This window comes from Arthrobacter sp. CAU 1506 (assembly GCF_005047635.1).
GTDB lineage: Bacteria > Actinomycetota > Actinomycetes > Actinomycetales > Micrococcaceae > Crystallibacter.
This window is the reverse complement of sequence record NZ_SUKC01000002.1, coordinates 369,488-388,886: the sequence shown is the minus strand read 5'-3', so window position 1 is coordinate 388,886 and position 19,399 is coordinate 369,488. Positions and strand designations below refer to the sequence as shown.

General features: G+C 67.7%; 21 protein-coding genes. All 21 read left to right on the top strand.

What is annotated here, in order from left to right:
* The 21 genes from E4J89_RS04475 (at position 1) to fliP (ending at position 19,399) form a co-directional block, all read left to right on the top strand.
* Entirely contained in the window at positions 1–372 is a 372-nt protein-coding gene (locus E4J89_RS04475; protein ID WP_136784886.1) for a hypothetical protein, read from the top strand.
* A 125-nt stretch (positions 373–497) separates the two neighbouring features.
* Positions 498–839, top strand: a complete 342-nt coding sequence (locus tag E4J89_RS04470; RefSeq protein ID WP_136784885.1) for a flagellar basal body protein — start codon at positions 498–500, stop codon at positions 837–839.
* Complete coding sequence (locus E4J89_RS04465) at positions 839–1,231, top strand: flagellar basal body rod C-terminal domain-containing protein (protein WP_136784884.1); 393 nt, start codon at positions 839–841, stop codon at positions 1,229–1,231. Before E4J89_RS04470 ends, E4J89_RS04465 begins: the two co-directional genes overlap by 1 nt.
* A complete protein-coding gene (fliE, locus tag E4J89_RS04460) occupies positions 1,231–1,530 on the top strand; it encodes a flagellar hook-basal body complex protein FliE (RefSeq protein ID WP_136784883.1) in 300 nt (99 codons plus the stop codon). Before E4J89_RS04465 ends, fliE begins: the two co-directional genes overlap by 1 nt.
* A complete protein-coding gene (gene fliF / locus E4J89_RS04455) occupies positions 1,530–3,164 on the top strand; it encodes a flagellar basal-body MS-ring/collar protein FliF (protein WP_136784882.1) in 1,635 nt (544 codons plus the stop codon). The genes fliE and fliF overlap by 1 nt, the downstream gene beginning before the upstream one ends.
* Positions 3,161–4,180, top strand: a complete 1,020-nt coding sequence (fliG, locus tag E4J89_RS04450) for a flagellar motor switch protein FliG (protein ID WP_136784881.1) — start codon at positions 3,161–3,163, stop codon at positions 4,178–4,180. Before fliF ends, fliG begins: the two co-directional genes overlap by 4 nt.
* The gene (locus E4J89_RS04445; RefSeq protein WP_136784880.1) at positions 4,170–4,829 is read left to right on the top strand and encodes a FliH/SctL family protein; all 660 of its coding nucleotides are present in this window, start codon (positions 4,170–4,172) and stop codon (positions 4,827–4,829) included. Before fliG ends, E4J89_RS04445 begins: the two co-directional genes overlap by 11 nt.
* Positions 4,826–6,154 (top strand): FliI/YscN family ATPase, encoded by a 1,329-nt coding sequence (locus E4J89_RS04440; protein WP_136784879.1) that lies wholly within the window; start codon positions 4,826–4,828, stop codon positions 6,152–6,154. Before E4J89_RS04445 ends, E4J89_RS04440 begins: the two co-directional genes overlap by 4 nt.
* 2 nt (positions 6,155–6,156) lie before the next feature.
* Positions 6,157–6,579: a flagellar FliJ family protein gene (locus tag E4J89_RS04435; protein WP_136784878.1), complete on the top strand. Its 423-nt coding sequence runs from the start codon at positions 6,157–6,159 to the stop codon at positions 6,577–6,579.
* Complete coding sequence (locus E4J89_RS04430; protein WP_136784877.1) at positions 6,576–7,517, top strand: C40 family peptidase; 942 nt, start codon at positions 6,576–6,578, stop codon at positions 7,515–7,517. Before E4J89_RS04435 ends, E4J89_RS04430 begins: the two co-directional genes overlap by 4 nt.
* Positions 7,514–9,199 carry a flagellar hook-length control protein FliK gene (locus E4J89_RS04425; RefSeq protein ID WP_136784876.1) on the top strand — a complete coding sequence of 562 codons (1,686 nt, stop codon included), beginning with the start codon at positions 7,514–7,516 and terminating at the stop codon, positions 9,197–9,199. Before E4J89_RS04430 ends, E4J89_RS04425 begins: the two co-directional genes overlap by 4 nt.
* Before the next feature lie 13 nt (positions 9,200–9,212).
* On the top strand, positions 9,213–9,734 hold the full coding sequence (locus E4J89_RS04420; protein ID WP_136784875.1) for a flagellar hook capping FlgD N-terminal domain-containing protein: 522 nt from the start codon (positions 9,213–9,215) through the stop codon (positions 9,732–9,734).
* A gap of 90 nt (positions 9,735–9,824) precedes the next feature.
* Positions 9,825–11,021, top strand: a complete 1,197-nt coding sequence (locus tag E4J89_RS04415) for a flagellar hook protein FlgE (RefSeq protein WP_136784874.1) — start codon at positions 9,825–9,827, stop codon at positions 11,019–11,021.
* A gap of 206 nt (positions 11,022–11,227) precedes the next feature.
* On the top strand, positions 11,228–13,039 hold the full coding sequence (locus E4J89_RS04410; RefSeq protein WP_136784873.1) for an HNH endonuclease signature motif containing protein: 1,812 nt from the start codon (positions 11,228–11,230) through the stop codon (positions 13,037–13,039).
* A 387-nt stretch (positions 13,040–13,426) separates the two neighbouring features.
* Positions 13,427–13,744, top strand: a complete 318-nt coding sequence (locus E4J89_RS04405; RefSeq protein ID WP_136784872.1) for a flagellar FlbD family protein — start codon at positions 13,427–13,429, stop codon at positions 13,742–13,744.
* Complete coding sequence (locus tag E4J89_RS04400) at positions 13,745–14,566, top strand: MotA/TolQ/ExbB proton channel family protein (protein WP_136784871.1); 822 nt, start codon at positions 13,745–13,747, stop codon at positions 14,564–14,566. It abuts the gene before it with no gap.
* Positions 14,563–15,648 (top strand): flagellar motor protein MotB, encoded by a 1,086-nt coding sequence (locus tag E4J89_RS04395; RefSeq protein WP_136784870.1) that lies wholly within the window; start codon positions 14,563–14,565, stop codon positions 15,646–15,648. Before E4J89_RS04400 ends, E4J89_RS04395 begins: the two co-directional genes overlap by 4 nt.
* 333 nt (positions 15,649–15,981) lie before the next feature.
* Positions 15,982–16,899, top strand: a complete 918-nt coding sequence (locus E4J89_RS04390; RefSeq protein ID WP_240691701.1) for a flagellar motor switch protein FliM — start codon at positions 15,982–15,984, stop codon at positions 16,897–16,899.
* Positions 16,896–17,594, top strand: a complete 699-nt coding sequence (gene fliN / locus E4J89_RS04385) for a flagellar motor switch protein FliN (protein WP_136784869.1) — start codon at positions 16,896–16,898, stop codon at positions 17,592–17,594. Before E4J89_RS04390 ends, fliN begins: the two co-directional genes overlap by 4 nt.
* The gene (locus E4J89_RS04380) at positions 17,595–18,533 is read left to right on the top strand and encodes a flagellar biosynthetic protein FliO (protein WP_136784868.1); all 939 of its coding nucleotides are present in this window, start codon (positions 17,595–17,597) and stop codon (positions 18,531–18,533) included.
* A 62-nt stretch (positions 18,534–18,595) separates the two neighbouring features.
* Positions 18,596–19,399 carry a flagellar type III secretion system pore protein FliP gene (gene fliP, locus E4J89_RS04375; RefSeq protein ID WP_136785017.1) on the top strand — a complete coding sequence of 268 codons (804 nt, stop codon included), beginning with the start codon at positions 18,596–18,598 and terminating at the stop codon, positions 19,397–19,399.

Sequence of the window (19,399 nt, the reverse complement as noted above, 5' to 3'; positions counted from 1 at the left end):
ATGCCGGAAAACGCCACGGAGAACGTCTCGGAAGACGCCACAGAGAGCGACACCAGCGATCTGCGCCGCTGGATTGAAGTGCTCGATGAGCTGGAGCTGACGCTGGCGACCGCTGCCGAAGCCACCAGCGAAGGCGAGAATCCGGACGCAAGCCGGCGCACCGCCGTCGTGCTGTGGAAGGCGCCGCAGGGGCTGGGCCCTATCCCGAATGAACTGGTGGAGCGCGCCACTAAACTGGCTGCGGCGCAGCAGGAAGCGATCCGCGAACTGCGCGCCGATATGCGGAAGAACCGGCAGGAGCTGGCCTTCCTGGAGGCGGTCCCGACCCGCGCCGCGGGTGGCCGTTCGGTTTACCTCGACGTAAACGGTTAACCAATCTCAAGATTTACCTAACGCACTCCCGTCTGCGTGCCGATAGCTGGATAGTGAGCACGGATAGCTCACCGAACAGGCCATGGATCGGCCGACCACATGCCAGTAGTGAGACGGGTCTTGCTGTGTTCGAATCTGTGACGGGGGCTGCCATGCAGAGCGCCCTGGACGGCCTCGCCATGCGCCAGCGTGCGATCGCCAACAACATTGCGAACGTGAATACCCCCGGCTACCACGCCCAGCGCGTCCAGTTTGAGGAGGCCCTGGCCAAGTCGGTCGCCCGCGGGGACGGCAGCGCCAGCGCCAGCATGGACCGCTCGCTGGAGCCCACCCGGCTGGACGGCAGCAACGTCAACCTGGATACCGAGACCCTTTCCAACATTGAAACTGTGCTGCGCTACCAGTTCGCAGCCCGGGCCGCGGAAAGCACCTTCAGCGGCGTCCGCACGGCGATGAGGACCAACTAATGACTTTCGACGCCATTGGAATCGCTGGCACCGGCCTCACCGTGCACCGCAAGTGGCTGGACGCTGTCTCCGACAACCTGGCCAACGCGAACAATGCCACCAGCACCGACGGTGCGGCTTTCCAGGCCCGTTACGTGGTGGCGCAGGAAGGCCAGGGCGTCACGGGCGTGTACGTGGCCGGGGCCCAGTTCGGCGACGCCGAGGGCCGCATGGTGCACGAGCCGGACCACCCGCTGGCCGACGAGGACGGCTACGTCCGCTATCCGGACATTGACCTCTCCCAGCAGATGGGCAGCCTGATCATGGCCCAGCGCGGCTACCAGGCCAACGCCGCCGTGGTGGACCGGGCGAAGTCCACCTACGAGGCCGCCCTGCAGATTGGACGCAACTGATGCCGCTCTCTTCCATTCCGCCGATCCAGGGCGTGACCGGCACCGGCTACCTGCCCGCCGCCCCGCAGTCCACCAACGGTGCAGAGTTTGCCACCTCGCTCACCGGCGCCGTCGACAACCTGCAGCAGTTGCAGTCCACGTCCAACGAACTGGCGATCCAAGCCGTGACCGGCGACCTGACCGACATCCACAACGCGACGCTGGCCTCCACCCGCGCCGCCGTGACGCTGGAACTGGTGGCCGCGGTCCGCAACAAGGGCGTTGACGCCTTCAACGAGATCATGAGGATGCAGGCCTAATGCCGGCTACAGTCTCCTCCTGGTTCTCGCGGTTGGGTAAAACCATCCGCGAGTTCACCGTCGCGCAGCGCACTATCGCGATCATCGGCATCGCCGTCGTCGTGCTGGGCATTGCCGCCCTGACGGCCTGGGCGTCCAAGCCCTCCTACACACCGCTGTTCTCCGGCCTGGCCGCCGCGGACGCCAACACCATCGTGGAGCAGCTGCGCACCGACGGAGTACCGTACGAACTGACCAACGGCGGCGGCACCATCCTGGTGCCGGAGCAAAACGTCTACGACCAGCGGCTCAAGGCCGCCTCGGCGGGGCTGCCGAGCTCCTCCACCGGCGGGTACTCGCTGCTGGACGACATGGGCGTGACCTCCTCCGAGTTCCAGCAGTCGGTGACCTACAAGCGCGCACTCGAAGGCGAACTTGCCAACACCATTCAGGCGCTCGACGGCGTCAAGACCGCTTCCGTGCGGCTGGCCATCCCGGAAGAGACGGTGTTCGTCTCCGAAAAGGGTGAGCCCACCGCCTCCGTCTTCGTGGACACCGAGCGGACCACGCTCAGCGCGGACCAGGTCCAGGCCATCGTCCACCTGACCTCCGCGTCCATCGACGGGATGAAGCCGGAGAACGTGGCCGTGATCGACGCCGCCGGCACCGTGCTCTCCGCCGTCGGCGTGGGCGCCACCGGTTCCGCGGACAAGCAGGCCTCCGACTACGAAGAGCGGGTCCGCGCTTCGGTGCAGACCATGCTGGACCGCGTGGTTGGGCCGGGCAATTCCTCCGTGGTGGTGGCCGCCGACATGAACTACGAGTCCGCCGAACGGGTGGAAGAGACCTTTACGACGCCGGACGGCGCCCCCGCGCTGAATGAGTCCACGCAGACCGAGGATTACACCGGCTCCGGCGGAGGAGCGGCCGGGGTGCTGGGCCCGGACAACATCGCGGTGCCGGGCAACGCGGCTGGCGACGGCACCTTCACCTCCGAGTCGGAAACCAAGAACAACGCGCTGAACAAGGTCACCGAGACCCGGGCCATCCCCGCCGGCGCGATCAACCGCCAGACCGTTTCCGTGGCGCTGGACGCCGACGCCGCCGGTGCGCTGAACCTGGCCAACATCGAGGGCCTGGTCACCACCGCAGCAGGCATCAACGCCGACCGCGGCGACGAGGTCACCGTGGAACTGGTGCCGTTCAACACCGCCGGCGCGCAGGAGGCCGCAGAGGCGCTGGCCGCCGCTCAGGCTGCCGAGGAAGCCGCGCGCCAGGCCGAGCTGATCCGCACCGCCATCATCACCGCGGGCATTGTGCTGCTGGTGATCATCGCGCTGCTGGTCTACGCCCGCTGGTCGCGCCGCCAGAACCGCGAGCCGGTGGACCTGGGCGAGCTGCAGGACTTCCAGCCGGAAATCGAGGCCCCGGTGGATCTGCAGCTGCCCGCGCCGAAGCCCGTGATCGTGCCGGAACCGATCCCGGTGGTCGCCCCGTCCACCACCGCGCTGGAGCTCACCGGACCGCCGGAACTTTCCGACGAACAGAAGGACATGAACCGCAAGCGGGCCGAGATCGACGCCCTGGCCGCGCAGGAACCGGACAAGACCGCCGACTTCCTGCGGTCCTTGATGGATGAAAAGCAGAACGCATGAGCGAGCTATTGACCGCCCTGACCGGCACCCAGAAGGTGGCGGTGGTGCTGATGCAGATGGAACAGGCCCGGGCCGCCGAGGTGATGAAGCGCTTCAGCGAGGCGGAAGCCGAACTGATCACCGCCGAACTGGTGGGCATGGGCCGGGTGGATCCCGAAGTCGCCGAAGAGGCCTTCAAGGAATTCCACGAGATGACGGTCAAGGGCCGGCGCCGTCCCCGCGGCGGTAAGGAGTTCGCCGCCGGGCTGCTGGCTGCCTCCTTCGGCGCCGAAAAGGCCGCCGGTGTGCTGGACCGGCTGGCCACCTCGATGGCCGGCAAGCCGTTCGAGTTCATGGACGACGCAGATCCCAGCCAGCTGATCACGCTGCTCAGCGGCGAGATCCCGCAGACCATTGCCCTGGTGCTGGCGCACATGCGCCCGGAACAGGCCTCCGCGGTGCTCGCCGGGCTGGATGATTCGGTCCGGCCCGAGGTGGCCCAGTGCATCGCCACCATGGGAACGGCCACCCCGGAGGCTGTCACGATCGTGGCCGAGACGCTCAAGGTGCGGGCCGGCGCCGTCGTGCCCCGCCAGCAGGTGGAAGTGGTGGGCGGCGTGCAGCCTCTGGTGGACATCATCAACCGCGCCGACGTGGCTACCGAACGCGCGCTGCTGGAGGCACTGGACGAACGCGATCCGGAGCTGGCCGAGGAAGTCCGCTCGCGGATGCTCACCTTCGAAGACATCACCAAGCTGGAACCGCGCGATGTGCAGCAGGTGCTGCGCGGGATCGAGATCGCGGTGTTGGCGGTGGCGATGAAGGGTGCCAGCGAACCGGTCACCGAACTGATCCGCAAGAACGTCTCCGAACGCAACCGCGACATCCTCGACGACGAGATCAACGCCACCGGCCCGCTGCGCATGTCGCAGATCGAAGAGGCCCGCGCGGACATCGTCCGGTCCATCCGCGAGCTGGAAGCCAGCGGCATCATCACGGTCCAGCGCGGCGTGGAGGAAGACGAATATGTCTACTGACGCCACGTTTTCCAGGCTGAGCTTTCCGGAGCTGAACACCGGGTCCAAGAACTTCTCCAAGGTGGCCTACACCGAGTTGCGCAGCGACGACGAGGCGCAGGAGCGGGCGTTCGAACAGGCCAAGGTCCGGGGTCACGCTGCCGGCTACACGGCCGGCATGCGCGAAGGCGCCGAGATGATGCGCGAACGCCAGCTGGCGATGGAGCAGGACCACGCGGCCATGATGGAAGACGGCCGCGCCCGCTTGCAGCAGGCAGTGGCCGCGCTGGGGGCTGCCACCCGGGCGCTGGAAGAACGTGCCGCGCCGGTGCTGGCCGCCGCGCAGAACACGTTGGCCGAAGCAGCCATGGAGCTGGCCGAAGCCATCCTGGGCCATGAACTGTCCGACGGCGAGGCCTCCGCGCGCTCGGCCCTCACCCGGGCGCTGGCCGGCGTGGACGCCTCCCGGGTGCACACCGTGCGGATGAACCCGGCCGACCTGACCATGCTGGCGCCGGAAACCCGGGCCCAGGCCGGTGTGGTTTTCAGCCCCGATTCCTCCCTGGCCGCGGGCGACGCGGTCACCGAGTTCGCCGACGGCTTCTTGGACGCGCGGATCGGCACGGCGCTGGCCCGCGCCAAGACTGCGTTGCTGGAGGTGCGGCGGTGACCGCCGTGGCCTGGCGCCCGCGTGCCGACCGGTTCGCCGACGCGCTTGCAGCCGCCGCGCCGCAGCGCTACGGGATGGTGTCCTCGGTGGTGGGCCTCGGCGTCGAAATCATCGGCCTGGACTGCGCCATTGGCGACCTGGTGGTCATCGGCGACGGCGAGGGCGTGGAAGCCGAGGTGGTGGCCACCAACCGGGACAGCATCCGCTGCATGCCGCTGGGCCGGCTCACCGGGATCAACACCGGCACGCCGGCCAAAGCCAAAGGAGTCCCGGTGCTGGTACCCACCGGCGCCGGACTGTTCGGCCGCGTGCTGGACGGCATGGGCCGGCCAATCGACGGCAAAGGCCCGCTGGTCTTCGATCAGCTGGTCCCGCTGGACAACGACACCCCGTCCGCCATGCACCGCGCGCGGATCGACACCCCGCTGCAGCTGGGCGTGCGCGTGCTGGACACGCTGACCACGGTGGGCAAGGGCCAGCGCATGGGGCTGTTCGCCGGTTCCGGCGTGGGCAAGTCCTCGCTGCTGTCCATGATCGCCCGCGGCACCGACGCCGAGGTCTCCGTGATCGCGCTGGTGGGGGAGCGCGGCCGTGAAGTCCGCGAGTTCCTGGAGGACGACCTGGGCGAGGCCGGGCTGGCCCGTTCAATCGTGGTGGTCTCCACTTCCGATGAACCCGCCTTGATGCGGCTGCGTGCCGCTTTTACCGCCACCCGGATCGCCGAGTCCTTCCGCGACCGCGGCGCCGACGTGATGCTGATGATGGACTCGCTCACCCGGGTCGCCATGGCGCAGCGCGAGATCGGGCTCTCCGTCGGCGAGCCCCCGGCCACCCGCGGCTACCCGCCGTCGACCTTCTCCGTGCTGGCCCGGTTGCTGGAACGCGCCGGAACAGCTGAGGTCGGCTCCGTTACCGGCATGTACACCGTGCTGGTGGACGGCGACGACCACAACGAACCCATTGCCGACTCCGCCCGCTCCATTCTGGATGGGCACGTGGTGCTGGACCGCAAGCTCGCGGTCTCCGGGCACTACCCGTCGGTGGATCCGCTGGGCTCGATCTCCCGCGTGGCCTCCAAGGTCAACACCCCGGAGAACTCCCGCGCCGCCGGCGCCCTGCGCAAGGTACTCGCGGCCCGCAAGGCGGCGCAGGACCTGCTGGACGTGGGCGCCTACCAGGCCGGCTCCAACCCGATGGTGGATGCCGCCGTGCAGCACGAAGACGACATCAACCTGTTCCTGCAGCAGCGGATGGACGACCAAACGCCCGCCGCCCAGTCCTGGGACCAGCTGAACCGCCTGACCCGCACCCTCGGAGGTATGTAGAGATGGCTCGATCTTTCCCCCTGGCCGGACTGCTGCGGCTGCGCCAGCTCCAGCAGGACCAAGCCGCCGGCAACCTCGCCGCCGCGAACAACCGCGCCCGCGAGTCCGGTGCCCGGGTGGTCGCCGCCCGGAACGAGTTGGGCGAGATCATCAGCGAGGTCTCGGACGCCGCCACGCTCCATGCCGTGGCAGCCGCCCGGTCCTCCTCGCGCAGCATGCTGGCCGATCTGGAGAACCTGGACCGGACCCGGCAGCACGAGGCCCAGCAGGCGCAGCAGGAGTTCCTCGCCGTGCGCAAGCAGTCCGTGGGGCTGGAGAAGCTGGAAACCCGGCATGCCCAGGCCGAGGCAGTCGAAGAGCTCCGCCGCGAGCAGCTGATCCTGGACGAGCTGTCCATCGGCGCCCGGGGCGGTGACGGACGATGAGCATGACTGATGCCATGGGCCGGATCCAGCAGATCCAGTCCACCCTGACACAGCTGGCCCAGCCCGCCGTTGCCACCGAGACCGCTTCCGGCACGTCCGCCGGCAGCTCAACCGGGGGCAGCGCGGCCAGCACCTTTGCCGATGCACTGACTGCCGCGTCCCGCAGCTCCGTTGTAGGCGGCCCGACCGCCGTGGCGTCGGGCGCCGCGACCGGCAGCGCGGCCGAACTGATCGCCGCCACCGAGAAGTATGTGGGCCTGCCCTACGTCTGGGGCGGCAACGATGCTTCCGTCGGGCTGGACTGCTCCTCCTTCGTGCAGCATGCCTTCCGTGACATCGGCATTGACCTGCCGCGCGTCACCTGGGATCAGATGAAAGAAGGCACGCCGGTAGCCTCCATGGCCGATGCCAAGCCTGGCGACCTGCTCTTCAGCTTCGACGGCGGCCATGTGTCCATCTACCTGGGCAACGGCAAGGCCATCGATGCCCCGCAGCCCGGCGACACCATCAAGGTCCGCGACGCGTGGGAGAACGATTCCAACATCACCACCATCCGCCGCATCCTGCCCGATGAACCCACCGTCCAGGGCGCCGGAGGGTTGGGCGCCGCGGGCGGGCTGGGCGCCGCGGGCGGGCTTGGGGCCGTCTTTGGTGCTGTTGCCGGTGTTGCGCCGGGCTCAACCGCACTGACCGCGGACCAGCAGCGCGCGCTGACCGAACTGATCGGTGCGGCCCAGCTCTCCACGTCCACTGGGTTGACCTCCATGCTCAGCGGCCAGAACGGCACCTCCGGAGCGATCAGCGCCATGCTGTCAGGCCAGACCGGGAACACCGGCCTTGCCGCCATGCTCTCCGGCCAGGGCGCTTCGGGTTCCGGACCATTGACCGATCTGCTGGCCACCGCACAGGCAGCCATGGCGACAGGACAGAGAGCATGAGCCTCCCGCTGAATTCCCTGCCTATCGCTGCCGCCGCGCCGTCCCGCGCCGGCAATGCGTCGGGTGCGCGATCCACCGGCTCCGGCTTCGATTCCGCCATGCAGGACGCGCTTCAGCAGGGGTCTGCCTACAAGCCTTCCAAGTACGACGCCGCTGCCTCCACCGGGGGCCGCAAGCCTGCCGGCGGGGCCACCGGGCAGACCGGATCCGCGCCGGCTGGGGCCGGCATCGGTTCGGCTCAGCCTGCCTCTGGCGCTGCTCAGCGAGGCACCGGAAGCGTGTCGGCTCAGCCCGGCGCCGGTGCCGCGTCTGGCTCCGGAGACAAGGCGACGACCGGGCCTGCCGCTGCCCCGTCCGGCGGTGCTAAGGCTCCTGAAGGAACTGCTGCGCAGCCCGTCGATGCTCCGCTGGCCTGGCCGTTGGCGGGCGGCCACATCCTTCCCGCAGGCGACATGGCAACCGGCTCTCCAGCCGCGGGAGAAGCCGCGGTGTCTGCGGCCGGCCCGGCTGATGGACTTGCGGGCCTGACCACAGGCTCAGCGAGCGACGGCGGCACCGGTGACGGGGTTGCCACGCTAGCCGCTGCCGGTGGCGGGACCGGTGCAGCCGGTGGTGCCGCGAGTCCTGCCGGCCAGGCTGCGCCCCAGGTTGGTGCCGGCGAGCCCGTTGCGGCCAACGCGGTTCCCGGCCTTGGCCTCTCATCAGGGGGAGCCGGAGAAGCCGGAGCCCAAGGTGTGGGCACCGCAACTTCGAATGCCCTCGCCGCCGCCAGCTCGGCGGCCGTCACCGGCTCTCCGGCTGCTGGCGCTGCCTCCGCGGCACTCGCAACCAGCTCAGCCTCAGGGAGCGCGGCCGGCGTGACCGCAACCGCCGCCGTCGCGGTTGGTGCCGGGGAATCACAAAATCAGACTGCGGCCCCGTCCGCGTCAGACTCCGCCCCGACCCAGCCACCGGCACAGGCGACCGTAGCTACCCAGCTGCCCACCGGCGTCGTACTTCCTGGCCAAACCGGGCTTGGAACGGGGCCAGCTGGAGCGGCTGCAGCAGTATCCGGGGCAACGGCCGCAGCCACAGCCCTGGCCTCGGCCACCGGTGTACGGGCCGACGCGGAACAGCTACCGGCCAACGGCCAGGTTCCGGTCGCGGCCCAGCCCGCCCCGGTGTCGCAGCCGGCGGCAACGGCTCCGACCGCGGCACCTGCTCCCGTCCCGCCACACCAGCAGTTGCCCTTCACCGCGCAGGTGGCACGACCACTGTTCACCCTGGCGCAGGCCAAGCCGGGCGAGCACGTGATGACCATCAGCGTCACACCGGACAATCTGGGGCCGGTCACGGTCCGTGCGCACGTGACGGGGGAGGGCGTGCGGGTGGAGCTCTTCGCACCGAACGACGCCGGACGCGATGCCCTGCGCGCCATCATGTCCGAGCTGAAACGCGACCTCGCGTCCACCGGCATGAACGCCAACCTGGACTTGTCCAACCAGAACCGGCCCAACGATGCCCGCCCAGGCATGCAGTTCGGTCCCGACGGCAGGCCCTCCGGCAGCTCGCAAGGCCAAGACGGCCGGCCGGGAACAACCTCCGGAACAGGCACCGGAACAGACACCGCCACGGACACTACCGATCCATCCGCCCTAAGACGTCCCTACGGGATTTCGACCAGCCTCGACGTGCTGGCCTGAGACAAGGAGAACCATGCCCACCGACTCAGTCACGCCCGTCGCGGCCACCGGGATGTACACCACGCCTCCCACGCGTGCGCCGAAGCAGACCATGGACGGCGAGATGTTCATGCACCTGCTGGTCACCCAGCTGCAAAACCAGGACCCCAGCTCGCCGATGGACACCAACCAGATGATCTCGCAGAGCACGCAGCTGGCCATGATGGAGAGCATCGCCACCATGACCACCACCAGCGAGGAGAACTTCTCGCTGCAAATGCGCGGTGTGGCCGCGGCGTTGGTGGGTCAGCAGGTGAGCTACTACGGCCAGGACGGCGCGCTGATTACCGGCACGGCCACCTCGGTGTCCTACGCCGGGCCGGTTCCGCAGGTGATCGTCGACGGCAAGGAGATCCCGTTGGATCTGATTGCCGGGATCAACGCAGCCACGCCGGGGGATCCCGGTTCGGGTGACGACGGCGCTCCCTCCTCTGGTGGCTCGGGCACCGACGGCGCGGGGACCGGCGCCACGGGGACCAGTGGGGGCGCCGCCTGAATTGTTGTGCCCTAACTCCGCTTTCGCAAACATCAGATTTTCCCAGTCACTGAATCACTCGTCCGTTCCACGATCCGAAAGGCGCTGATCATGCTCCGCTCGCTCTACTCCGGAATTTCCGGTCTCCGGTCGCACCAGACCATGCTGGATGTCACCGGCAACAACATCGCCAACGTCAACACCACCGGCTTCAAGGCCTCCTCGGTCCAGTTCCAGGACACGCTGTCCCAGATGACCCAGGGCGCAGGCGGCCCGCAGGCCCAGGCCGGCGGCACCAACCCGGCTCAGGTGGGTCTCGGCGTGCAGGTTGCCGGCATCTCCACCAACTTCACCCAGGGCTCCTCTCAGGCCACCGGCAAGGCCACCGACATGATGATCTCCGGCGACGGTTTCTTCGTCACCACCAAGGGCGGCGAGCAGCTGTACACCCGTGCCGGCGCGTTTGAGTTGGACTCCACCGGACGCTTGGTGTCGCCGGATGGCGCGATTCTGCAGGGATGGATGGCCGTGAACGGCCAGATCCCGGTCGGCGGACCCATTGGTCCCATCGATCTTTCCCCGGAAGCGATTTCGGAAGCGAAAGCGACCACCGCTGCAGAACTCTCGGGCAACCTCCCCGCCGATGCGAAGGACGGCGATGCGTTGGTCCGCGACATTGAGATTTACACAGCTGATGGCACGAAGACGACTATGTCCCTGACCTTCACGCGCGTGAATGATGGAACCACGAACGGCTGGACCGTGACGAACTCTAACGGCGGAGCCGCCGTGGCCACGCTCGATCTTGCCGCTGACGGAACGCTGTCCCTCAACGGCGCCCAGAACGCCGTCGTCACACCTGCCGGCAACGTTGCCGTGGATCTCTCAACGCTGACCGGCTATGCCGGCATGACCACTGTCGGCTTCGAGAGTCAGGACGGCCGCGCCGCGGGCGCACTTGAGTCCTTCACGATGGCCAATGACGGAACCCTCATGGGCTCCTTCAGCAACGGCCAGCAGGCTGTCGTTGGTCGTATCGCCTTGGCCAACTTCACCAACCCGGGCGGCCTCGAAAAGGCAGGCTCGTCGTCGTACCGCGCTACGGCCAACTCCGGCCAGGTTGAGCTGGGCACTGCAGGCACGGGCGGCCTCGGCACGCTGGCCGGCGGCTCGCTGGAAATGTCCAACGTGGACCTGTCTCAGGAGTTCACCAACCTGATCGTTGCGCAGCGTGGCTTCCAGGCCAACGCACGCATCATCACCACCTCCGACGAAGTGCTGCAGGAACTGACCAATCTGAAGCGCTAATCCGGAGGCTTCAAGCCACCACCGAAGTGCAGCTGCCCGACCGTTCGCGGGCAGCTGCAGCGGCCGTCTGCACCGTTCGCAGGCGGCCGCTTTTCTTCGCCCGGGGGATTCCTCTGGCTTCTGATGCCACAGCGGCCGTCTCACTATCCCTACACATTGGGCTGTTTCGATGGCGGGTCGAAAGTGTGTGCGAATAAAATTGTGGTATGGCGCTTGCACCGTTGCACCGGACCGGGGAGATGGAGGAATCCCTCTCCGCGGTGCGTGCGCTGCTGCAGGATATCGCCGCCCGTTTCACCTCCGGGTCCGGGGCGCTGAGCACCCGGGAACTGGCCAACACGGTAGCGGCTGTCGAGGACGTTTCGAAGGTCGTGGAGTTCCTGCAGGCCGTCGGCGCACACGCGGTGGAGAGTGCCGACATCGCCGCGAACGGAGAAACCGCGGCTACCACCACCAGCACCCTTGCTGGCACGCCTGATGCCGGCGAGGCGGGGTGGGCGGACCCGGCCGCGGCGATCAGTGCCGGCGACGCTTCGGACCACCCCGTAGGCCTTGAGCCGGCGGGGCCGGACATCGCGGGGCCGGGCGGTGCGGGTACGAAGCAGCGGCGGCGAAAGACCGAGTTCCGGAACAACGCCGAGTACCTGCGCTCGAGGCTGGGGATCAGCATCATCGAAGCCCGGCGCCGGCTGCGGGTCGGCAAGGCGGTGACCGCGCCGGTGCGGTTCGACGGCGAACCCGGCACCCCGGCCCTGCCCGTGCTGGCGGAAGCGATGGCCGCCGGGGAGATCAGCGGCGGCGCCGCGGCCCTGGTCACCGACTCCATCGGCCGTGCCCGCCACGCCGCGCCCGATCCTGGGACGTTGGAGGCGATGGAAGCGTCACTGGTCCGGCAGGCCGCCGAGACCGACGCGGATACGCTGGCGATGGTCGCCAAGACCTGGGAGACAGCGGTCGACCAGGACGGTGCCGAGCCCTCGGAGGAGGAACTGCGGTCCCGGCAGGGCATGTTCTACCGCGGACGCCGGCGCGGACTGCACCAGTTCGTCATCAACACCACCGACGACCAATACGAAGCCCTCGCCACCGTGATGAACAGCGCCGCGAACCCCCGCATCCAATCCGACGCCATCGAAACCGCCGCCACCAGCCCTTCCGGCAGCAACCCGCGCGAAAGCGGGGCCACCGACGCAGGCCTGCACGGGGACGGCACCCCGGCCCCCGGCACTATCGGCAACGCCGGGCACGCTGGCCCCACGGAGACCGGGACCGGTATCGCGGTGGCTGGAAGCGAAGACGACCGCCGCACCGAGAAGGGCTCTGCCTCGCCCACACCTCTGCGCGAGGAAGATGGCGATCCTGGGGAGGCAGAGTCAGCTAGCGGCGTGGTGGATCCGGCCGTCTTGGAAGGACTGGATGATTTCACGAGGGCGCAGAAGCTGCTGGCCGGGCTGGTCGGTGCCTGCCGGATCGCGTTGAACACCGGCCGGCTCCCGGACTCCGGCGGGCACCGCACCCAGGTCATGGTCACCGCCGGCTACGAACAACTCGCCGGGCTGCTCACCGGCGGCGGCAACGCGGTATTCAACGGCCCGGTCTCGGCCAAAACGGTGCGCCGGATGGCCTGCGACGCCGAGATCATCCCCGCGATCCTCGGCTCCCAAGGCGAAGTCCTGGACCTGGGCCGGTCGCAACGGTTCTTCAACCGGGCAATCCGCCGCGCACTGCTCATCCGGGACAAAGGCTGCGCCTTCCCGGGCTGCACCATGCCCGCGTTCTGGACCGAAGCGCACCACATCGTGCCCTGGTGGGCCGGCGGCCGCACCGAGGTCAACAACGGCGTCTGCCTCTGCGGCCTCCACCACGACCTGATCGAGCAAGGCAACTGGAACATCACCGTCCGCGACGGCATCCCCTGGTTCACCCCGCCCGACTACATCGACCCCGACCGCCAACCCCTGCGCAACACCTACTGGCAAACCCACATCCCACCCCAACCACTCCGCACACCAGAGTAGAGTCGGCTCCGCCGGTGCCCCCTGCCATGGTGCGAAACGGCCTCAGAGAGTGCTCAACCGTCGCCCGAAGTGAAGGACGGCTCCGCCTAAGGGAATGGCGCCGACGCCCAATGGAGGGGCTCCGCCCAACGGCGGGCGGTCCGCCCAAGGGAAAGGCGATGCCCATGGGAGGGGCACCACCGCCGCCCAAGCGAAGCGCAACCCACCCACCGGTGCTTGAGCAGACGCGTGGCGCATTCCAATCAATAGGAATCAGCGACTGTTCCGACCCATCCGCGCGGGGTGACACATCTGACAACCGGCCCGCTTAGCTAACCGCGGGGCGTGCGCGGCCGAAGGTAGTAGGTAGCGGCTCACCGGAGCCCTCGAGAAACCTGGGATGGGCTGATGATCGTAGTAACGCGGCTGAATGACAGCCAGTTTGCGGTCAACCCTGACCTTATTGAGCGCATCCATGCCAACCCGGACACCACGCTGGTGATGGTAGACGGAGCAAAGTACATCGTCACCGAGACGTTGAGCCAGGTCATCGAGATGATCGCCAGCTACCGCGCCTACGTGCTGCATCTGGCCCGTGAGCTGCCGCCTTCAGTCCACCAGCACAGCCACCCCCAACTCGGCCTTGTGCCCCCCGCGGCGCCGGCTTCCGGAGACGAATCCGGGGACTCCGGTAACACTGTGCCGCTGCGCCCTAGGAATACGTAAATGGATCCCGCAACACTTATTGGCCTCCTGCTGGCCTTCGGCTCGCTCTACGCGATGATCACCCTTGAGGGTGCACACGTCGAGGCGCTCCTCATCCCGGCCCCCATGATTCTGGTCTTCGGCGCTACTATCGCCGTGGGCTTGGCCAGCACGACGCTCAAGGATGGACTCCAGGCGTTCAAGGCGCTGCCACGGGCTTTCACCGGCAAGGTTGCGAAGCCTCAGGTAGTCATTGACCGGGTGGTCGAGCTGGCCGAGAAGGCTCGCAGTGAGGGGCTCCTGGCGCTCGATGCCGAGGCTACCGAGGAGAAGGACCCGTTCATGCAGCGGGCGCTGCAGAACATTGCCGACGGCACCGACGGCGAGGAACTGCGGATCCTCCTCGAAGACGAGATCAGCACGAAAGCCCGCGCCGATCGCCAGTCCTCGAAGTTCTACATGAGCATGGGCGGCTATGCACCGACCATCGGCATTATCGGCACAGTCGTCTCGCTGACCCACGTGCTGGAAAACCTGTCCACGCCGGACACCCTCGGACCGATGATTGCGACGGCGTTCGTGGCAACGCTGTGGGGCCTGCTCTCCGCCAACTTCATTTGGCTGCCGATCGGCGGCAAGCTGAAGCGCCTCTCCGACTTGGAAACCGAGCGCATGACCCTGCTGATGGAAGGCATGCTGGCCGTACAAGCCGGCAGTCAGCCGCGTCTGCTGGGGGAGCGGTTGCGGGCCATGGTTCCTGCACATGAGATGGGCGCCGGCAAACCGGGCAAGGAAAACAAGTCCGGTAAGTCTGACGGCAAGCCAGAGGCCAAGGCGGCATGAAGTCACGGCGTCCGCGTCGGCCGCTCGAAGAAGAAGACGAGCACCCGGACGAGCGGTGGATGGCGTCCTACATGGACATGGTCACCGTCCTCATGTGTATGTTCATCGTCCTCTTCGCGATGTCCACGGTCGATGCGGCCAAGTTCCAGCAGCTGGCCAACTCTCTGGCTACCGGCTTTGGCGTGGTGCGGACCCAGACGGTCGATACGGCTGAGGGTGTAGTGGTTCCTCCCGACCTCATCGACGAAGACGGGCAAGGCTTCACCGCGGGCGACGCCGAGGAAGACACCGAAGGCGAGCGGAAGACCGATCTGGATCTGGCCATCGAGGAAGTCAGCGACCTGCGCAGCATCCAGGAGAAAATCACCAAGGGGTTGCAGGAAGAGAACCTGGAAAAGGCGGTCCGCTTCCAACTGGATGAACGCGGCCTGACCGTCCGCCTGATCGGCAGCGAAACGTTCTTCGAACCGGATTCACCCGTACTCACGCGGCAGACCATCAGGATCCTCAATGTGGTGGGACCCGTGCTCAAGCCTGTTTCATACGAACTAAAGGTCGAGGGCCACACGGCGCAGGTGCGCCATCTGGACCCGGGGGCCCTGGACTGGGAACTCTCCTCCGAGCGGGCAGTGAATGTGCTGCGGCATTTGGTGGAGGACAGCGGCGTCGTGTCGAACCGGATCTCCGCTGTGGGGTTCGGTGAGTCCAGGCCGTTGAAGACCAGCGGGAGCGACGAGGACCTGGCGATGAACCGCCGCGTGGACATCGTGGTGCTCTCCGGCCAGCCCGAGGCCATCCGCAATCTGATGCCCGAGGTGCTCAAGGACCCGGCCGGTGCCGCCAAGGATGCTGCCGCCGAACGGGCGGAAGCGGCCAAGAAGGCGGCCGAAGCCGACGCGGCGGCAAAGGCTGCGGCCGAGGCCGAAGGCTCCGAAGGCAAGTCGGCCGAGCGGGTGGCCGGCGAGCCTGGCGCCGGAGGCTCCGGCGGTGGCGAAGTAGTAACCGGAGGCGACGGCAAAGTCGGTCCGGGCCCGAGCGCCACCTATTCACCGGCGCCGGGCGGAAAGTCTGACGATCACTGAGGCAGCCGGAAATTCCGACGGCCACATAGGCGGGCGGAAAATCCGACGATCACTGAGGCAGCCGGAAATTCCGACGGCCACATAGGCGGGCGGAAAGTCCGACGATCACTGAGGCAGCCGGAAATTCCCACGGCCACTGAGGCGGGCGGAAATTCCGGCAGTCACTGACGGGGCCCCTGGCGGCTGACGCTGGCTGCTAACGCGGGATTGGCTGCTGAAGCCGGAGCACCAGCAGCAGTTGCCGCTGGCGCGTGCTCGTGCGGGGGAGCAATTCGGCAACCCAGGTGCATCACACTTCCCGGACTCCTAACGACCGGGAAAAAGCTGCCGATAGTGCCTGCTGTGACGGTCCAGGAACATGTGCAATCTAGCGCGCCCGAAAAGCCGGCCAGAGCCGTCGAAGTGTACGACTTCCGGAGGCCGACCACTCTGGCGCGCGAGCACTCGCGCGTGCTGGAACTGGCCTTCGAAACCTTCGCCCGCCAGTGGGGCACCCAGCTGACCGCAAAGGTCCGCGTGATCTGCACGGTGACCTCAGAGCAGGTCCAGATGCAGACCTACGACGAGTACGCGGCCTCGCTGCCGGCCAGTACCGCGATGGTGCTCTGCGCCCTGGATGACATCACCGGAAAAGCGGTGATCCAGTTCCCCACCAAGGCCGCGATGACCTGGGTGGACCACATGCTGGGCGGGAACGGCACCCACAACTACCCGGACCGCAAGTTCACCCAGATTGAACAGGCCCTGGTCAGCCGGCTGATGGAAGATGCGCTGGAGGACCTGCGCTACTCCCTCGGCTCGCTGCTGACCACGCCGATCAGCCTGGACCAGATCCACTACAACTCGCAGTTCGCCCAGGCGGCCGCCACGAACGACCTGATGATCGTGGCGACGTTCGAGATCCGCGTGGGCGATCTGGCCGCACCGGCCACGGTGGCCATCCCGGCCGAGGTGCTGCTGACCCAATTGCGCGATTCGTTCGCCTTGAGCAGCCCTGCCAACGCCCGCAAACTGCTCGAGACCCAGCTGGTGCAGATCCCCGTGGATGTGTCACTGCAGTTTGCCCCCATGCGGGTCCGTCCTGGCCAGGTCCTTGACCTGTCGATCGGGGACCTGCTGCCGCTGCCGCACCCGCAGCACCGTCCGCTGGATGTTGCCATCAACGGCGAATGTCTGGCCCATGCCGCCGTCGGCGCCAACGGCAACCGCTTGGCCGGAGTCATTGTTACAACCGAGGAGAATGCCCGATGACACAGACCCAGACCCTGCAGGCTGCTGCCGCCGACGCGCTCCTGGGGCTGCTGCCCACCAACACTCCGCTGTACGCGGTCCGCCAGGACGAGGGCGGGCCGTTGCCCGGGCAGGTGGCCTCCGCCGTCGTCGGTTCTTTCGTGGGCGGCACGTCCGCCGATGTGGCGCTGGTGGTGGCCGATCAGGCCGCGCTGGCCGCGGCCGCCGGTACCGATTCCCCGCTGGTTTCCGCCGCGGACCTGCTGCGCCCGGCGCTGGAAGCGGCCACGTCGGTGCTCGGCGCCGGCGTGCTGGGGGAGGCCCACGTGGCCAACGCCGCGGCGTTGTTCTCCGACCCGGAAGCCGCAGTCTTCAAGCTCACCGGCGGAGACGGCGAGGCAGGCGGCTGGTTCGCCATCCGGCTGCGCGAGAATCATGCGGGCAACGGTGTGGACGAGTCCGTGCTGGCCAAGCTGGGGCGCATCAACAACGTGGAGATGGCGTTGACCGTGGAGATCGGCCGGACCCGGATGTCGGTGCGCGATGTGCTGAACCTGGAACCGGGCGGCGTGATTGAACTGGATCGCTCGGCCGGTGCCCCCGCAGATGTGCTGCTCAACGGCCGCCTGATTGCGCATGGCGAGGTCGTCGTCGTCGACCAGGACTACGCCGTGCGCATCACCAAGATCCTCGATGTGCCCGAAGGACTTCTCTAAATGGAGACCGTGGTCCTTGCACTGCGGGTAGCGCTCTCGCTGGCCGTGGTGCTCGGACTGCTCTGGGTGCTGCAGCGCCGCTTCAGCCGCGGCGCCCGCACCGGCGCGCGCAAGCTGGTGCGTGTGGTGGAACGTCAAACCATCGGGCCGAAGGCTTCGGTTGTGGTGGTGGATGCCGACGGCCAGCGCTTCCTGCTGGGCGTGACCGACCAGGCCGTGAGTGTACTCGACACCCGCGAGGCTCCGGCGGAGGAAGAGGCGCAGCCATCCCACCGGGCCTCGCAGACCGCTTCGGACAGCTTCGCCCGGCTGCTGGAAGCGGCCACCGGCCGTGCCGCCGGCAAGGGCCAAACCGCAGGCCGCGCCCCTTCGCGTGCGATGGCCACTGACCGGGCAGCAGCCCAGACATCAGCCCAGTACGACGGCGGTGCCTCGCCACGCCGTGCCGCGGCACCTGCCGCCGGTGCCGATTTCACGGACGGTGCCCATGGCTTCGCTGCCGGCAACGGCCGAACCGGAGGCTCTGCCTCGCGCGATGCCGCCGGTCCTGCCAACGTGTTTGATGCCGCGGTGGCCGGCTCCTCCGCAGCACCCGCTGCCGGATCCTTCGACCTCCCGCGCCGCGCGGCGCGTCGTGCCGCAGCGCAACCGCAACCGGTGGAGACGGACACGTACGGCTACGACCAGTCGATGGGCGACCAGGAACTCGACGGCCCAGCATTCGAAGAACCGAGCCAGGACACCGACGTGATTCCGCTGCGGCACGCCGGGCTGTACCCGATCGACGGCGGGCGCCGTTCCGAGCGCACCGGCCGCCGCGCATCCCGGTCGGCCAGCTGGCAGGATCAGGTGCCGGACTCCCCGTTGGCAGGATCCATCCTTTCTCCGTCCACGTGGAAGCAGACGGCCGAAGCGCTGAAGCAGGTCCGTTCGCGTTGAGCACCACCGGCACTCCGGCCCTCACGGCAGGCCGCTGGCCCCGTCTGGCCACCACAGCACTCCTGGCACTACTGCTGGCAGTGCTTTTTGCCGTAGCTGCCGCGCTCCTCAACGCTCCTTCAGCTTTCGCATCGCCAGTCGCGCCTGTACCTCCGATTGACCCTTTGGCGCCCACGGAGCCGGGTTCACCGGACGGTGACGGCGGCTTCTCGGTGGAGATCAACGGTCCCAACGGCACCCCGTCGTCGGCGGTCATCACGCTGCTGGGCATCACGTTGCTGTCGGTGGCCCCGGCACTGCTGCTGATGATGACGTCGTTCACCAAGATCTTCGTGGTGCTGGCGATGACCCGGAACGCCCTGTCGCTGCCGTCGATCCCGCCGAACCAGGTGCTCGCCGGGCTGGCACTGTTCCTGTCCTTGTTCATCATGTGGCCGGTGCTGACCCAGGTGAACGAGCTCGGCGTGCAACCGTACATGGAAGGAACCGAGACATTCACCGATGCGGTCTCGGCCGCTGCCGCACCGCTGCAGAACTTCATGCTGGCGCACACCCGGCAAGAAGATCTGGCGCTGATGATGCGGGCGGCGGACATGCCCAACCCGGCCAACCCGGAGGAAGTGCCGCTGCAGACCCTGATTCCGGCCTTCATGATTTCGGAACTGCGTGCCGCGTTCATCATCGGGTTCGTGATCTTCGTGCCGTTCCTGGTGATCGACCTGGTGGTCGCCTCGGCGCTGATGTCCATGGGCATGATGATGCTCCCGCCGGTGATGATCTCGCTGCCGTTCAAGATCCTGCTCTTCGTGCTGGTGGATGGCTGGGGCCTGATCATCACCGCCCTGGTCGGAAGTTACGGTACCTAG

Excerpts from the sequence above, each read along its gene's own strand:
- E4J89_RS04475 (WP_136784886.1), top strand. The coding sequence starts at position 1 with ATGCCGGAAAACGCCACGGAGAACGTCTCGGAAGACGCCACAGAGAGC.
- E4J89_RS04465 (WP_136784884.1), top strand. The coding sequence starts at position 839 with ATGACTTTCGACGCCATTGGAATCGCTGGCACCGGCCTCACCGTGCAC.
- fliE (WP_136784883.1), top strand. The coding sequence starts at position 1,231 with ATGCCGCTCTCTTCCATTCCGCCGATCCAGGGCGTGACCGGCACCGGC.
- fliF (WP_136784882.1), top strand. The coding sequence starts at position 1,530 with ATGCCGGCTACAGTCTCCTCCTGGTTCTCGCGGTTGGGTAAAACCATC.
- fliG (WP_136784881.1), top strand. The coding sequence starts at position 3,161 with ATGAGCGAGCTATTGACCGCCCTGACCGGCACCCAGAAGGTGGCGGTG.
- E4J89_RS04445 (WP_136784880.1), top strand. The coding sequence starts at position 4,170 with ATGTCTACTGACGCCACGTTTTCCAGGCTGAGCTTTCCGGAGCTGAAC.
- E4J89_RS04435 (WP_136784878.1), top strand. The coding sequence starts at position 6,157 with ATGGCTCGATCTTTCCCCCTGGCCGGACTGCTGCGGCTGCGCCAGCTC.
- E4J89_RS04430 (WP_136784877.1), top strand. The coding sequence starts at position 6,576 with ATGAGCATGACTGATGCCATGGGCCGGATCCAGCAGATCCAGTCCACC.
- E4J89_RS04425 (WP_136784876.1), top strand. The coding sequence starts at position 7,514 with ATGAGCCTCCCGCTGAATTCCCTGCCTATCGCTGCCGCCGCGCCGTCC.
- E4J89_RS04420 (WP_136784875.1), top strand. The coding sequence starts at position 9,213 with ATGCCCACCGACTCAGTCACGCCCGTCGCGGCCACCGGGATGTACACC.
- E4J89_RS04415 (WP_136784874.1), top strand. The coding sequence starts at position 9,825 with ATGCTCCGCTCGCTCTACTCCGGAATTTCCGGTCTCCGGTCGCACCAG.
- E4J89_RS04410 (WP_136784873.1), top strand. The coding sequence starts at position 11,228 with ATGGCGCTTGCACCGTTGCACCGGACCGGGGAGATGGAGGAATCCCTC.
- E4J89_RS04405 (WP_136784872.1), top strand. The coding sequence starts at position 13,427 with ATGATCGTAGTAACGCGGCTGAATGACAGCCAGTTTGCGGTCAACCCT.
- E4J89_RS04400 (WP_136784871.1), top strand. The coding sequence starts at position 13,745 with ATGGATCCCGCAACACTTATTGGCCTCCTGCTGGCCTTCGGCTCGCTC.
- E4J89_RS04395 (WP_136784870.1), top strand. The coding sequence starts at position 14,563 with ATGAAGTCACGGCGTCCGCGTCGGCCGCTCGAAGAAGAAGACGAGCAC.
- fliN (WP_136784869.1), top strand. The coding sequence starts at position 16,896 with ATGACACAGACCCAGACCCTGCAGGCTGCTGCCGCCGACGCGCTCCTG.
- E4J89_RS04380 (WP_136784868.1), top strand. The coding sequence starts at position 17,595 with ATGGAGACCGTGGTCCTTGCACTGCGGGTAGCGCTCTCGCTGGCCGTG.